This window comes from Candidatus Pseudothioglobus sp. uisw_070, assembly GCF_059512545.2.
In genome coordinates this window covers 653,016-666,819 of sequence record NZ_CM183456.2, presented here as the reverse complement: position 1 = coordinate 666,819, position 13,804 = coordinate 653,016, and the positions used below count along the sequence as shown (strand labels likewise).

The following is a 13,804-nucleotide window of genomic DNA, read 5'->3' as shown; positions in this document are numbered from 1 at the left end:
AATAAATAATAAGTAAATAAAGAATTGACACGATTAGATGCTATTTATGCGCGCAGGCATCTTCTTTAGTTAGTCCGCCAGAACTGATAATCATAATCTGGTTTTTACAATATTAAAGGAAAAAACAATGGAAAACGTTAGAAATGAAAATGGTACATGTGGTTGCGGTAGATCACCAACAGGAGATTGTATTGGTTGGCATGAGTTAACGCCAATGGAATATGAAGCTAAAACTGACGCCGAAAAAGAGGCTACATTTGGAGATTCAGAGTAACTCAATATAGCGTAGCCCTCTTTTGAGGGCTATTAATAAAAAATTAGGGGATATATGAAAGTAATATCAAACTTTGAAGTGACTAAAGGTTATGAGGCCTGGAAGAAAGAATTTGAATCTAACGAGGCTATGAGATTAAAACATAACGTTACAGTATTGGCCTATGGTCATGAAAAGGGCAACGAAAGTAATGTATATACAGTTGTCAAAATGAATTCAATCGAGGATAAGCAACTAAAAGAGCCTAATATGATTGAACTTAGAGAGAATGCTGGCGTTAATCACGCTTCGTTAAGAATCACATCACTGGTTGAATAAAGGCACTAATCAAAAATAACACGACTCTCTTTTTAGAGAGTTTTTTATATAAATCATAGGAATAAATTATGAATAAATTAAATAAATATTTAATACCGCTTGTAAAAATTCTTTTGTCGCTGGCCTTTTTAAGTGCAGGCGCGTTTAAAATTATAGGCGATGCGCAAATGGTTGGTATGTATGAGCTTATCGGGTGGGGTCAATGGTTCAGGTATGTAACAGGTTTAATCGAAGTTACTGCAGTTGTATTGATATGGCTACCAAATAAACAAGTTTTTGGAGCGGCACTTCTTGTATGCACCATGATAGGAGGTTTCATTGCTCACATTGCGCTTAGCATGCCTGGAGCATTTGCGCCTGTCGTGCTTGGAGTTTTAGCTGCCTATATTCTGTATTTTTATAGAGATCAGTTAGGCGCCTCTATAAAGAGTTAATTTAATTTTTTTATTAACCTTCCTTATTTATTAAGGAAGGTTATTGCGGCCTAAATTAGCACAAACCAAATTATCGTCACTAAAGCCTAGACCCTTTAGATGGGTTATTTATTAGCCCATTCACAAAGATTTGTAAGTACTGGAATACCCGACTTTCCATAAGAGGTTAATGAGTACTCTACTTTTGGAGGGATAACCTCATAAACCTTACGATTAACAAGATTGTCTTCTGCCATCTCCTTCAATTGCTTAGAAAGCATTTGCTGAGTAATACCCCCAATTGATCTTTGAAGTTCACCAAAACGCATTTTTTTTTGTGATAAATGCCATAGAATACAAAGCTTCCATTTGCCACCAATTAACTTGATAGCAACGGTTGTAGGAGATTCATTATTTATATTTTTACTCATATCAGTATGATTTTATATAGTAGTATTAAAAATATTTGTACTTGTATATTTGTAATATACCACTAAAATACCTATCTTACAATTTATTCAACACATAAGGGTATAAAAAATGAAATCACTAATGATGACAAAATATGGCGATGCAGGCACAAGCTTAAAGGTGCAAGAAGTTCCTATTCCTAATTTTGGTAAAAATCAAATACTTATTAAAACTCATTCTGCGAGCTTTAATCCAATTGATTATAAGATTCTTAGAGGTGACTTTAAGGCTATGGGAAAGATACAATTTCCTAAGGGTATTGGAAGAGATGTCAGTGGTATTGTTGAAAAAGTCGGGAAAAATGTAAAAAACTTCAAAGCTGGAGATAAAGTATATTCAAGAATAGCAGAGGACTTTGTTGGAACTATTTCAGAGTATGTGATTTCAAATGACAACGACGCTGCCCTCATTCCTTCAAATCTTAGCTTTGATGAATCCGCCAGTATACCTTTGGCTGGTCTTACCTCTTATCAGGCGCTTGTAGATGTGGCAAAACTATCCTCTGGAGAAAGTATTTTAATACACGCTGGATCTGGAGGAGTTGGCAGTATTGCCATTCAACTTGCAAAACATCTAGGGGCAAATGTGACCTCTACCACAAGCACTAAAAATGTTAAATTAGTGAAGGATTTAGGCGCAGATAAGGTTATCGATTACACCAAACACAGCTATCTTGATGAAGGTACTAAGTTTGATGTTGTGTTTGATACTTTAGGAGGCGAACACACACTTAACGCATTTAAAGTTTTAAAAGATGGCGGTCGGGTAGTATCTATATCAGGAGCTCTTGATAGCATTACTGCAAAACAGTTTGGCCTAAACAAGTTTGTACGTTTAATTTTAGCTTTCCAAGCTAGAAAAGTTACCAAGGCGGCTGCAAAAATGAACGCAATGTATCGGTTTCTATTCATGTCATCGAGTGGCGCTCAGCTGAAACAGTTAGCAAAATTATATGAGTCAGGCTCAATCAAGCCAGTGATAGACAAAACGTATGATTTTAAGAGTAGTATCCAAGCACTTGAGTATCTATCAACAGGCCGCGCCAAAGGAAAAGTTATCGTGAAGATAGTAGAATAAGTTTAAGCCCAGTTAAGATCAAATTTCTCTCTAACTTATAGCTAGAGGGAAATTTGTTAATGCTAGAAATAATAATTAGCTATGCCGTATGTATAAAGCCCAGTAAAGATTATATTAATCCATTTCAGTTGTTTTTCAGTATGAAGCCAAGCACAGTAAACCCAGATTAAGCAAAAAGGAAGTCCAATAAACATTGTGTAAGGATACAAGTCATTGATAATTGCAATTGTACTGAGAATGCCTAGGAATAACGCTAACCACTTCAACTGTTGTTCATATTTAGCCAATCGCATCACTCAAGTCTTTCCTAGAAAAAATAGGATTATATGCCAACTTGAACCAAATTTAAAGTTTAGTTTAATTTTTGAGAAATAAGTTATTGTTGATTACTCAGATTAATGAACTCTGATAGTGTCTAAAAATTAAAAATTTGAGATTGTTATAGCGTATATTTGTCTTAAGTCAGATTGAGTGCTGACATTAACTATTCTCATTAATAGGTAAGAATATGAACAAAATAATTAATCCAAAGAATCACAAAAATCTATATTTTGCTATAGGATTTACCTTATTATTTGTCTTGTACATATCATTTGTTTGGGTGCCTCTAAGTAGCTGCTTCAGCATAGATATTGGGATAAAATCACTTGGTCTTGCTAATTATAATATAGAGATGGTTCAAGGTTTTTTTCAGGCAAGGGACCAGGCTCAGCTTTTTTGCTATAGCCAATTCCTTAAGTTTTGGGACGTAATTTTTGCCGTTGTTAATACTGTGATGTTTGGCTCTTGGATTGTGTATTTCTTTAAAAGCAAGCGTCTATTATTAGTAGCTCCTACTGTCCTTGGTATGATCGCCGATTGGTCTGAGAATTTTCTTGAATTATTGATGTTAAAAACTTATTCAATTTCAGGCGCAATATCTGAAACATTGGTTTCATTGGGCTCTGGACTTAACATATTTAAATTGACTATGGCAGGCCTAACTTATTTGATTATCCTTGTTGGAATAATACTTGCCTTGAAAACTTTCCTAACCAAGCCTAAACTAACTTAATAAACCAGTTCAGACAAGCGAATGAGAAGCTTACTTTCACTTGGATGAATGAACGTTTAAAGATTATTTAACATTAAATTTAAATACAATCTCTCTATCAAATGCTCCCTCATCTAGAGGAAGTGGAAGAGGCGATGATTTGAAGACTGCTCTTCTGATGGACGCCCCAAATGCTTGTGCATTGCTTTTTGACATTAAAGGTAAAGCACACCCTAGAATTTTTACGCTCTCTACAGCGCCATTCTCAGCTTGATTAATTAGAACATCACAACTCCAACTGTCTTCTGCACCTTCATAGCGCCAAAACGCTTTAATATTTGCTTCAACACTCTTAATGTAGGGTGACTTTAAAGTACTCATTCGAGATGAGCTTTGTTCTACTTCAGAATCTTTATTAAGCCCGTTCCTTTGTCTTTCAAACTCTTCATTTCTTTTTGTTAACGCCTCAATACGAATTGCTTGTTCTTCAGGATTTAGCTTAGCCATTTGACATATGAAATTTAATAAGATTTCATAACCAGTGTTTGGCTCATAGTATTCCCAAGAACTAACCATATTATTTTCAATACCTTCACCCTCTCCCATAGGCATTGAAAAATTAACTCGTTTATTAACTTTAAACCCCTTTAAATTACAATCACCCTGTGCATTAGATTTGGCACTCCCATCAGTCCATGAATCCATATAAAGCCAATAAATGAATCCTTCTCGCTCTTCCAGTGTTTCAAAGTCGATATATAAAGAGGAATTATTACCTGGCAGTACAGTTGTCCACTCACCATAAGCGCTGAATGAGAGCATTAGAGAAGACAATAATAATAAGAGTAATTTATTTTTCATAGTGAATATTCTAAATGGAACATACAAATGATAGATGAAGATTAGGAGTTATTTAGATAAAGATTTTACTGAAACAAATCTGAATAAAATCTCTCTGATATATGAGGTAGGATTAATTTTGAGCTATAATTAAATTTCTTTAAAATAAAAGGAGAAGTTTTATGGCGAACTTAGTTAGAAAATCTTTTGATACTCCTGATGATTTAATATCACCAGAAAAGACTCGTGCAGAAGTGCTTGAATTTGGAACAGTAAAAGCTATTAGAGTAACAGCTCAACCAGGATGGATGTGGTCGGAGTGTATTAAACCTCATGTTGGAGGTGATAGTTGCCAAGCAGGACATTTAGGTGCTTGTATTCAGGGAAGTATGCGTGTTACTCATGATGATGGCACCGAAATGATTGTTAATGCGGGTGATGCGTATTCTATTGCTCCAGGCCATGATGGTGAAGTCATTAGTGACGAGCCTTTTATTGGCTATGAGTTCAATAACCAAGGTAAGTCATTCGCAGTATGGGATAACAATTAACAGCTATAAAAAGAGCTTATAAATAAGGCGCTATCTTTGGGCCTTATCTTGCTCTGGAGATTGCTTTTTGAGGACTATATAGAAGAAATAGAGCTATAGCAAGGATAAAGGCAACACCTTCTGCGATTGAAAGAGCAGCAATAAAACGAAAATCGGATAGCAAGCTATAAAAAATTATTAAAAGACCAGTCGGAAGAATCAATCCTCGACTCATTGCTAAAAGCGCAGACTGAAAAGGCAGATGAATAGCAGTTAAGTAACCAGTTATCATCATATTAAAGCCAGCAAAAATAAAAATTGGCCAAACATAAGTCACAAATTCCAAAGCCAAGATCACAGTCTGGTCGCTATCCTTCTCATTAACAAATAGATAAATCAAAGGCTCACTTGCTGTAAGCAATATAGTTATAAAAAATAAACTTAATAAAGCAACTATAACGCAAGCAGTTTTAAGAAAGGCTCGAGTGCGCTGTGCATTTTGAGCTCCATAATTTTGAGAAATCATCACCTGACTCGTGTCCTCGATGGCAAAGAACATCATGAATCCTGTCATCAACATATAGTTTACAACAGTAATGGCTGCAACGCCGTCAACTCCAGCCCTCTGAATAAGCATCCAGTTAAAAATAAAGGCAATAATAGCTCCAGATACCTCATTAATAAATTCAGAGATTCCGTTGTATGCTGCCTTGAATACTTCCATCCAGTTGTTCTGTCGAAAACTAAAACTTAACGTTCTTTCTGGCATAAAAAAATAAAACAAAATAACTAATAGCGATAAAACTTCTGATATGCCTGTTGCCCACGCTGCACCAGTTAATCCCCAATCATAAACTGCAATAAATAAATAATCCAATGCTATATTAACTACTGCGCCAACTCCAAGTGCAATGGCGGCAAGATTAGGTAAGCCATCTAAACGGATAAAGAAATACAGAGGGATAATAATCAACTGGAAAATGACAAATGGCATGATGATCTGGTAGTACTCACTCATCACTGGAAACAGCTCTTTAGTAGCACCAAGACTCGCAAATATCTGCTCTTCAAATACTAAGGTCAGAGCAATAGATGCAATACCATAAAGAGTCATAAAAATTAGTGACTTACTGAAAATTGAGGATGCAGCTGCCTTATTTCCCTCGCCAAGATACTTTCCACCTCTAACTGACCCACCAATCGACATCATCATACTAACGCCGAATAGCAGAGTAATTATTGGAATAATAAGATTAACTGCAGCTAGAGCAGTAATGCCCACATAGTTTCCAATAAAAATGCCGTCCACCAATGAGGAGGATGTCATGGCAATTAATCCCAGAACAGAGGGAATCAGATATCTAACGAACGTAGGGAAAATTTCGCCATTAAGCGCCTCATTATCTTTAGTTAGGTCAACATTCATTGGAATTCGAATCTATATTTTTAATGAATGCCATTTTCACACAATTTAATCAAAGCAATGAGAGCTTGTAATCTATTAAAATTGGCGGAGCGGACGGGGGTCGAACCCGCGACCTCCTGCGTGACAGGCAGGCGTTCTAACCAACTGAACTACCGCTCCAATTTTTTGGTGGGCGCTACAAGACTTGAACTTGTGACCCTCGCCTTGTAAGGGCGATGCTCTCCCAACTGAGCTAAGCGCCCAAAAAAAATGCCCGAATCACTTCAGGAATCGGGCATATTATACTGACAAAAATCTATCTAGTTAACAGATTCCTTTAATAATTTGCCTGCTTTAAATGCTGGAGCATTTGAAGCTTTAATTTGAATCGTAGCACCTGTTTGTGGGTTACGGCCGCTTCGAGCTGCACGTGCTCTAACTAGAAAACTACCAAAACCTGTAATGGCAACTGAATCGCCTTTTGCTAATGCGCCAGTAATAGTGCTAGTTGTTGCATCTAAAGCGCGAGCTGCGTCTGCCTTAGATAAACCTGAGTTGTCAGCAATGGCTGAAACTAAATCTGATTTATTCATTGTTCATAATCCTTATATGTTTGTAAATTTAACAAAAACCAAAATATATTATGGCGTTCAAAAAGAATTATACATCATTAAACCCCTGTCTCAAGCCATATCTAGCAATTAAATACAAATAAAATATTGCATAATATGCAATTTTCATAAAAATACTTTAACTTTCAATGGATTTCAAGTGAATAGCAAATTTTTCATCCCAAACATTTTGGTCAATTTCACCAATATGCTTATACAGAATAACGCCTTCTTCATTAACTAAGAAAGTCTCAGGCGTTGCATAAACTCCAAGATCCATTCCAATCTTACCAGTTGGATCAAATATAATTTCATCAAAAGGATTGCCCATAATTTCTAAATACTTTGCACCATTTTCCCTAGTATCTTTGTAGTCAATACCTATCATTTGTAAGTCTGTATTTTCAGCAATATTCATAATCATTTGATGCTCTTTTCGACAGGTAGTGCACCATGAAGCCCAAACATTTACTAAAGTCATATTACTAGCTAGCAGATCTGAAACTTCAATAGTCTCATCTGTGTAAAAATCTTTACCTTGAATACTAGGAAACATTTTTCCTAGAAGTGGAGAAGGCAGTTTGCTTGGATCTGAATTAAGACTCAAAAACAAAAACACTGCAATAATAATAAATACAATTAATGGAATTAGTTTTTTCATTCTTTTGCCTCAATCGATTGTAATGCGGCGGCAACTTCAGGTGGCATATAGTTTTCATCGTGCTTAGCCAATACATCTGTCGCTAGAAATGTATATTTGCATTCCTTATCAAGCAAATTTTTAACGCACTTTGAAGTCAATGATCCACTCGTAACAACCCCCTGCCCCTCTCTAAAAAGATCAGGCAGAATGCCTTGATAGTTTACTTCAATTGATTTATTATTATCTGTCACAACAAAGCTTACCATCATGTCTCGTCTTAGAACACTATCTTTTTCAACGAGCCCACCCACTCTAAAACTTTTTCCAATTGGCGCCTTCCCATTAGCTACATCAGTTGGGGTATAGAAATATAAAAGATTTTCATTGAACGCTTTAATGCCTAAATAGCCAGCTGAAAACACGCCAAATAAAAGAAGTGCAACAAGAAGCATACGGTTTTGTCTTCGGGTCATTATTTTCTTGAGTACTTATTTTGTAGATTGATTAAGGCTTTTTTATGATTCCTATTAGCACTTAAGAACAGAGTAATAACTGTTATCGCAGAAACGCCGTAAGCTAGCCACACATAAAATGCATATTTACCATAAGGAAGAAAGGAAAAATACTCTACCATTGTCATGAGACTGCTCCAGTAACTTCTTCTTGAACCCACCGCGAATTTTGCTCACGAATTAAAACCTCAGTTTTAGCTTTAATAGCGACTAATAATGCATAAAGAAATATAGAGGCAACGAACATTAGCGCTAGTGCAATTTGCATATCAGGATCTTTTAAACCACCAGTGCCAACTGAGTAACCCTGGTGAAGTGTATTCCACCACTTAACTGAATAATGAATAATGGGTAGATTCACTAAACCAACTAACGCTAGGATTGAGCTTGATTTAGCCGCAGTTCTTGGGTTATCAAACGCATTATTTAGAGACATATAAGCTAAATATAAAAAAAGCAAGATAAGCTCTGAGGTTAGTCTTGCATCCCAAACCCACCAAGCGCCCCACATTGGCTTTCCCCAGACAGCTCCTGTCACTAATGCAATAATTGTAAAGGCAGCACCAATAGGAGCTGAAACCTTTGCAACTACTTCAGCCATCTTAATCTGCCAGATAAGTCCAATACCTCCAGCAATAGCCATAATTGCATAAACCATCATTGATAAAATCGCACTAGGTACATGAATAAAAATAATTCTGTAGCCATCTCCTTGTTGATAATCCGCAGGAGAAACGATAAGCGCCCAGTATAGACCAATAACTAAAAAACCAATAAAAGGCCAAAAAAACCAAGGGGTTAAGTTGGAACAGGTTTGATAAAAAAATTTAGGAGACGACTGCCTTTGAATCCATTTCCACATAACTAAAAAAAGCTAAAAAAAAGATTTTATTTTAATGATTTTTGAGCGACGTTGTTTCGTAAATATATTGGTTGTGGGAGTTCAAATGTTGGATTTTGACCCAGCTCAATTGCATGAATCGACAAATCTACCAATTCGGATGCTTCGGGGCATATAGTAAGGTCAGTTTCCTCAACATTAGAAGCTGTATGTAATTTATCATAATGAACTGCCCATCCTGTTCCTACGCCCACAAAATCATCTCCTAGGCAATCAACATCTTCAGGGCCACAAATTTTCATCTTATTAATAACACCATGATCATAAACTGCCCAGTAAACCTCTCCCATACGAGCATCAAGCGCAATGGCAATTTTCTCTTTTTTAAGTATTTTAGATGCCCTAAATCCTAACAATTCAAGTGTTGAAAAACCAATGGTAGGAATACTGCAAGAAAGTGAAAGCCCCTGAACAACACCAATACACATTCTCACACCTGTAAAAGCACCTGGGCCTTTTGAATAGGAAATTAAATCAATTTCTTTTAGTTGCTTTCCTGACTCATGAAAAACTTCGTCACAGAGCTTTAAAATGTGTCCAGAGCTTTTGTCAACGTTTGTTAGCACTCTACTCGTTCTGAATCCAGAAGAATATAATGTAACTGATGCAACCTCAGTACAAGTATCTATGGCAAGTATATTCATCAAATTATTCTTTTATAGTTTTTATGCATCGACAAAATCATTTCAACACGACTTTTAAGGCGATCAGGAAAATTCGCAGGATTATAATAAGAAGGGCCTTTTAATAATGCAATAAGCGTAGCCATTTCCTTTAAATTTAAACTACTTACATCTTTATTAAAATAGTACAAGCTTCCACTAGCAAAGCCATGAAAAGCAGTGGAGCCTTGTTGGGCTAAATATACCGTATTCATATATCTCTCAAGAATGAATTTTTTGTCATATGACAGCTCTAAAAAGATTGCCATCAATGACTCTTTAGTTTTTCTAGTTAATGTTTGGTCTCTTGAGAGAAGTGAATTTTTTATTAGCTGTTGGGTTATTGTGCTTGCGCCTCTAAGCTCTTTTTCATCGAATAAATACCCATATAAAACTCTTAATATCTCCTTAAAATCAACACCATAATGATTAAAAAATGATTGATCCTCAACCAATAAAAGCATATTAACCAAGTCTTTAGGATAATCATCAAAAGAATAATCAGCTTGAATTACATCCTCTATTGATTCTATATCTGAAGAAAATTCAGCCTTTACTAAACTATTTAAATACAAAGCATATGAAATAAAAATGACTAAACATAATAAAAGTATTCGTTTAATCCATGAACTAGTAATTGGTTTCATTTTTTATACTTATAATTTTATTAGCGTCAGTAAACGGACTATTTTTGAGTAAGCTCGAGCAAGAAGAATGAAGCCACTTAAAGTTAGAGCTCTTAGCAATCTTGTGAGCGTTTTTTGGATTAACACCAGAGCCAGGCATAATTTCGATTTTACCCAAAGCTCTTCTTTGCATATCATTGAGGACTAATAGACCTTCATTAGCCGTTTTAAAACCTCCTGAGGATAGAATACAATCAAAACCTAAATTTGTAGCAATGTCTACTGCTGCAATTGGGTCAGCTACTGTGTCAATAGCTCTATGTAAAGTTTTTTTTAATCCAAGAGCGTGCTTGACAAGTTTCTCTAGAAAAGTTTGGTCAATCTCCCCATTGACTAACGTAGCTCCAAAAACAACACCTTCAAAGCCAAAAGAACGAGCCATATCAATATCGTTTTTCATTTGTCTTAAATCTATGGATGAATAATGAAAATTACCACTTTTTGGGCGAACCATAACACGAACAGGAATTTCAGCATGTGAAGCATGTTTCATTAAATTAACTTCTGGAGTTAGTCCGCCATGAATTAGAGAGCTACAAAGCTCTATTCTATCGGCATTGCCCTTAATACAGGCCTCCAAACCAGCTAAATTATCAATGCAAACTTCCAGTTTAGTTTCCATGTAGTCAAATATAAAATAGAGTTATTTTAAACAGTTCATCTTAATGCCTACATAATACGATATCAACAACAAATAATTGATAAATATAAATTAAGTAGTATAAAATACCCCCTTCCTTGCTTGATCAGCTTACGTTGGCAAGCTTTTTTTAACCCATAAGGAGATGTTAATGAGACATTATGAAATAACCCTCATTGTCCACCCTGATCAAAGCTCTCAGGTAACGACAATGATTGAAAAATACAAAGAACTAATCACTGCAGGTGGTGGAATGGTTCACAGACATGAAGACTGGGGTCGCAAACACCTCGCCTACCCAATCGATAAAATCTATAAAGCACATTATTTAATGATGAATATTGAGTGTGACAAAGATACTCTCGATAAATTGAACTATAACTTCCGATTTAATGATGCTATTCTTAGAAACTTAATAATTTCTAAAAAAGAGGCTATTACTGAACCATCAGTTATGGTTACAGAATCTGACAAAGATAAAGATCATGGTAAAGACAAAACCAAAGATCGTGTTGCTGACAAGAAATAGGAGATTGTAATGGCTAAAAAACAAGTAACTAAAAGACGTAAATTTCAAATCCCTATCAACCGTTTTTGTCGTTTTACAAAAGCTGGTGTTAAGGAAATCGATTATAAAGATGTTGAAACTTTACTAAGAAACATTGATGACAGTGGAAAAATAACTCCATCAAGAATAACTGGCACAACTGCTAGATTCCAAAGACAGCTTACTACTGCGATTAAACGAGCTAGATTCTTGGCGTTAATTCCATACACTGACAAACACAAAAAATAGGAGACCTCATGAAAGTAATTTTATTAGAAAAAAATGAAAAATTAGGTAGCCTTGGTGATATTGCAAACGTTAAGTCTGGATATGCCCGAAACTATTTAATCCCTCAGGGTAAAGCTAAGCCAGCAAATAAAGCTAATATGGCTACTTTTGAAACAATACGTGCAGATCTTGAAGCTAAAGAACTTGCAGCAATGACGGACGCTCAATCAAAAGAAACTGCCATGTCAGATGTTGTATGCACAATTACAGCCAATGCAGGTGAAGAAGGAAAACTTTACGGCTCTGTTAGTCCAGCTGATATTGCTGAAAATCTTCTTGCACAAGGCTTTGAGGTTGAAAAAAGAGACATTAATATGCCTGAAGCCATAAGAAATATAGGTGAATATGAAGTTACAGTTTCTCTTTATGCAGAAGTTGTTGTAACAGTTAAAGTAATAGTTATCGCTGCGACTGAAGCAGAATAAGTTAATTCAAATCACATAAGTAAGTTAAAATAAAGAGCCCTTTTTGAGGGCTTTTTATTTTTCTAAACTGCGCTAATGGATATTGAAAACCCAAAAATACCGCCAAATTCAATTGACTCTGAGCAATCAGTTCTGGGCGGCCTTTTATTGCATAATGATTCTTGGGATAATGTAGTTAACATAATTAGCTCTGATGACTTCTATCAAGCCTCTCATCGCATCATCTATGACGCAATAGTTATCCTGCTTGAACATGACAAGCCCGCAGACATTCTTACCGTTAAAGAGCAAGTTATTAAGACACATGATGAGGAATCTATTGGAGGTTTTGCTTATCTAGCTCAAATTGCAGAAAACACGCCAAGCGTTTCAAATATTGATGCTTATGCAAAGCATGTAAGAGAGCTATCAATCTTTAGACAATTAATCAAGATTGGAAGAGAGCTTGCCGATACTGCCTTCCACCCAAAAGATATCGAAGTAAACAATTTACTAGATTTATCTGAAAGAAAAATCTTTGAAATTGCAGAACAGGTAAGTCGTAACAAACAAGAAATTACAAATGTAAAAGATATTATCAAAGATGTGGTTAATCGCGTTCATGAAATGCAAGAAAAGAAAGGCTTTAAGGGAACTGAGACGGGTTTTTCTGAATTAGACAAATTAACATCAGGACTTCAAAATGGCGATCTTATTATTATTGCAGGAAGGCCAAGTATGGGTAAAACAGCCCTATCAATGAATATTGTAGAGCATGTAGCTATTCATAATTCAACGCCTGTTGCGGTTTTTAGTCTTGAGATGCCGATGGAACAATTAGTAATAAGGATGATTTCATCATTTGGACGAATAGACTCCAGTAAGTTACGCGATGGTGATATGTCTGAAATTGATTGGAATAGCTTTAATCATGCAGTAAGAGCCTTTGAAGAGAATACAATTTTGATTGATGAAACGCCTTCAATCACGCCAACTGAAATTCGCGCAAAATGTAGAAGACTCAAAAGAAAATATCCTGATCTTGGCTTGATCATGATAGATTACTTACAATTAATGACTGTTCATGGAAAATCAGAAAATAGAGTTCAAGAAATCTCAGAAATTTCCCGCTCATTAAAAGCACTTGCTAAAGAAATTAATGTTCCAGTGATTGCACTCTCTCAGCTTAATCGAGGTGTAGAGTCGCGCACAAAAACTGGTAAAGGAAGAATACCTCAAATGGCTGATTTACGTGAATCTGGCTCCATTGAGCAAGATGCTGATATTATTGGATTTATATATCGTGATGAAGTTTATCATGATGATGCTTATACTAATCCAGAAGAAGTGGGAAAGGCTGACTTAAGAATAGCGAAGCATAGAAATGGTGCGACTGGTAATATAAAACTAGCCTTTGTAGGACAGTATTCTAAATTTGAAGATTTAGCTTTTGAAGATAGATTTCAGGGTGTAAGTGATGATCAAATGGACGCATCCTATGTTAAAAATATGACAAATTTTGATCAAGGCGACTTCTAAAGTACCTTTA

General features: G+C 35.7%; 22 protein-coding genes and 2 tRNA genes. 10 read left to right on the top strand and 14 right to left on the bottom strand.

Annotation, left to right across the window (positions count from 1 at the left end; translation table 11 throughout):
• Positions 1-127: 127 nt before the first annotated feature.
• The 3 genes from AC5YGD_RS03340 (at position 128) to AC5YGD_RS03330 (ending at position 1,026) form a co-directional block, all read left to right on the top strand.
• Positions 128-274, top strand: coding sequence for a hypothetical protein (locus AC5YGD_RS03340; RefSeq protein WP_496142109.1), 147 nt, complete (start codon positions 128-130; stop codon positions 272-274).
• Between the two features lie 54 nt (positions 275-328).
• Positions 329-592 (top strand): hypothetical protein, encoded by a 264-nt coding sequence (locus AC5YGD_RS03335; RefSeq protein WP_496142108.1) that lies wholly within the window; start codon positions 329-331, stop codon positions 590-592.
• A 68-nt stretch (positions 593-660) separates the two neighbouring features.
• Complete coding sequence (locus AC5YGD_RS03330; RefSeq protein WP_496142107.1) at positions 661-1,026, top strand: DoxX family protein; 366 nt, start codon at positions 661-663, stop codon at positions 1,024-1,026.
• A gap of 104 nt (positions 1,027-1,130) precedes the next feature.
• Here the strand turns inward: AC5YGD_RS03330 and AC5YGD_RS03325 are convergent, their stop codons facing one another.
• Positions 1,131-1,436, bottom strand: a complete 306-nt coding sequence (locus AC5YGD_RS03325; RefSeq protein ID WP_271541207.1) for a winged helix-turn-helix transcriptional regulator — start codon at positions 1,434-1,436, stop codon at positions 1,131-1,133.
• Positions 1,437-1,545: 109 nt separating this feature from the next.
• Between AC5YGD_RS03325 and AC5YGD_RS03320 the strand changes: the two genes are divergently transcribed.
• Entirely contained in the window at positions 1,546-2,553 is a 1,008-nt protein-coding gene (locus AC5YGD_RS03320) for a zinc-binding dehydrogenase (protein WP_496142106.1), read from the top strand.
• A gap of 62 nt (positions 2,554-2,615) precedes the next feature.
• Here AC5YGD_RS03320 and AC5YGD_RS03315 read toward each other — a convergent pair whose 3' ends face one another.
• The gene (locus AC5YGD_RS03315) at positions 2,616-2,846 is read right to left on the bottom strand and encodes a peptidase (RefSeq protein ID WP_496142344.1); all 231 of its coding nucleotides are present in this window, start codon (positions 2,844-2,846) and stop codon (positions 2,616-2,618) included.
• A 215-nt stretch (positions 2,847-3,061) separates the two neighbouring features.
• Between AC5YGD_RS03315 and AC5YGD_RS03310 the strand changes: the two genes are divergently transcribed.
• On the top strand, positions 3,062-3,607 hold the full coding sequence (locus tag AC5YGD_RS03310) for a hypothetical protein (RefSeq protein WP_496142105.1): 546 nt from the start codon (positions 3,062-3,064) through the stop codon (positions 3,605-3,607).
• Between the two features lie 63 nt (positions 3,608-3,670).
• Here AC5YGD_RS03310 and AC5YGD_RS03305 read toward each other — a convergent pair whose 3' ends face one another.
• Positions 3,671-4,447 carry a surface-adhesin E family protein gene (locus AC5YGD_RS03305; RefSeq protein ID WP_496142104.1) on the bottom strand — a complete coding sequence of 259 codons (777 nt, stop codon included), beginning with the start codon at positions 4,445-4,447 and terminating at the stop codon, positions 3,671-3,673.
• A 161-nt stretch (positions 4,448-4,608) separates the two neighbouring features.
• On the opposite strand from AC5YGD_RS03305, the gene AC5YGD_RS03300 reads away from it, so the two are divergent.
• Positions 4,609-4,977, top strand: coding sequence for a cupin domain-containing protein (locus AC5YGD_RS03300; protein WP_496142103.1), 369 nt, complete (start codon positions 4,609-4,611; stop codon positions 4,975-4,977).
• A 43-nt stretch (positions 4,978-5,020) separates the two neighbouring features.
• Here the strand turns inward: AC5YGD_RS03300 and AC5YGD_RS03295 are convergent, their stop codons facing one another.
• The 11 genes from AC5YGD_RS03295 to AC5YGD_RS03245 form a co-directional block, all read right to left on the bottom strand.
• Positions 5,021-6,382 (bottom strand): MATE family efflux transporter, encoded by a 1,362-nt coding sequence (locus tag AC5YGD_RS03295; protein ID WP_496142102.1) that lies wholly within the window; start codon positions 6,380-6,382, stop codon positions 5,021-5,023.
• A gap of 82 nt (positions 6,383-6,464) precedes the next feature.
• A tRNA-Asp gene (locus tag AC5YGD_RS03290) sits at positions 6,465-6,541 on the bottom strand.
• Positions 6,542-6,548: 7 nt separating this feature from the next.
• Positions 6,549-6,624, bottom strand: a tRNA-Val gene (locus AC5YGD_RS03285).
• 57 nt (positions 6,625-6,681) lie between these two features.
• Entirely contained in the window at positions 6,682-6,954 is a 273-nt protein-coding gene (locus AC5YGD_RS03280; RefSeq protein WP_271541196.1) for an HU family DNA-binding protein, read from the bottom strand.
• A 157-nt stretch (positions 6,955-7,111) separates the two neighbouring features.
• Positions 7,112-7,633, bottom strand: a complete 522-nt coding sequence (locus tag AC5YGD_RS03275) for a DsbE family thiol:disulfide interchange protein (RefSeq protein ID WP_416688016.1) — start codon at positions 7,631-7,633, stop codon at positions 7,112-7,114.
• Positions 7,630-8,091 carry a cytochrome c maturation protein CcmE gene (gene ccmE / locus AC5YGD_RS03270; protein WP_496142343.1) on the bottom strand — a complete coding sequence of 154 codons (462 nt, stop codon included), beginning with the start codon at positions 8,089-8,091 and terminating at the stop codon, positions 7,630-7,632. The genes AC5YGD_RS03275 and ccmE overlap by 4 nt, the downstream gene beginning before the upstream one ends.
• The gene (gene ccmD, locus AC5YGD_RS03265; protein ID WP_271541192.1) at positions 8,088-8,255 is read right to left on the bottom strand and encodes a heme exporter protein CcmD; all 168 of its coding nucleotides are present in this window, start codon (positions 8,253-8,255) and stop codon (positions 8,088-8,090) included. The genes ccmE and ccmD overlap by 4 nt, the downstream gene beginning before the upstream one ends.
• Positions 8,252-8,989, bottom strand: a complete 738-nt coding sequence (locus tag AC5YGD_RS03260; protein ID WP_496142101.1) for a heme ABC transporter permease CcmC — start codon at positions 8,987-8,989, stop codon at positions 8,252-8,254. Before AC5YGD_RS03260 ends, ccmD begins: the two co-directional genes overlap by 4 nt.
• 26 nt (positions 8,990-9,015) lie before the next feature.
• Positions 9,016-9,672 (bottom strand): tRNA (adenosine(37)-N6)-threonylcarbamoyltransferase complex dimerization subunit type 1 TsaB, encoded by a 657-nt coding sequence (gene tsaB, locus AC5YGD_RS03255; RefSeq protein ID WP_496142100.1) that lies wholly within the window; start codon positions 9,670-9,672, stop codon positions 9,016-9,018.
• On the bottom strand, positions 9,672-10,337 hold the full coding sequence (locus AC5YGD_RS03250; protein WP_496142099.1) for a transglycosylase domain-containing protein: 666 nt from the start codon (positions 10,335-10,337) through the stop codon (positions 9,672-9,674). The genes tsaB and AC5YGD_RS03250 overlap by 1 nt, the downstream gene beginning before the upstream one ends.
• Positions 10,321-10,998 carry a copper homeostasis protein CutC gene (locus AC5YGD_RS03245; RefSeq protein WP_496142098.1) on the bottom strand — a complete coding sequence of 226 codons (678 nt, stop codon included), beginning with the start codon at positions 10,996-10,998 and terminating at the stop codon, positions 10,321-10,323. Before AC5YGD_RS03245 ends, AC5YGD_RS03250 begins: the two co-directional genes overlap by 17 nt.
• 169 nt (positions 10,999-11,167) lie before the next feature.
• On the opposite strand from AC5YGD_RS03245, the gene rpsF reads away from it, so the two are divergent.
• The 4 genes from rpsF to dnaB all read left to right on the top strand — a co-directional run bounded on the left by rpsF (position 11,168) and on the right by dnaB (position 13,794).
• On the top strand, positions 11,168-11,545 hold the full coding sequence (gene rpsF, locus AC5YGD_RS03240) for a 30S ribosomal protein S6 (protein ID WP_496142097.1): 378 nt from the start codon (positions 11,168-11,170) through the stop codon (positions 11,543-11,545).
• Positions 11,546-11,554: 9 nt separating this feature from the next.
• Positions 11,555-11,812: a 30S ribosomal protein S18 gene (gene rpsR, locus AC5YGD_RS03235; protein WP_271541182.1), complete on the top strand. Its 258-nt coding sequence runs from the start codon at positions 11,555-11,557 to the stop codon at positions 11,810-11,812.
• An 8-nt stretch (positions 11,813-11,820) separates the two neighbouring features.
• Complete coding sequence (gene rplI / locus AC5YGD_RS03230) at positions 11,821-12,276, top strand: 50S ribosomal protein L9 (protein ID WP_416679118.1); 456 nt, start codon at positions 11,821-11,823, stop codon at positions 12,274-12,276.
• A 75-nt stretch (positions 12,277-12,351) separates the two neighbouring features.
• The gene (gene dnaB / locus AC5YGD_RS03225) at positions 12,352-13,794 is read left to right on the top strand and encodes a replicative DNA helicase (RefSeq protein WP_271537521.1); all 1,443 of its coding nucleotides are present in this window, start codon (positions 12,352-12,354) and stop codon (positions 13,792-13,794) included.
• The last annotated feature ends 10 nt before the right edge of the window (positions 13,795-13,804 follow it).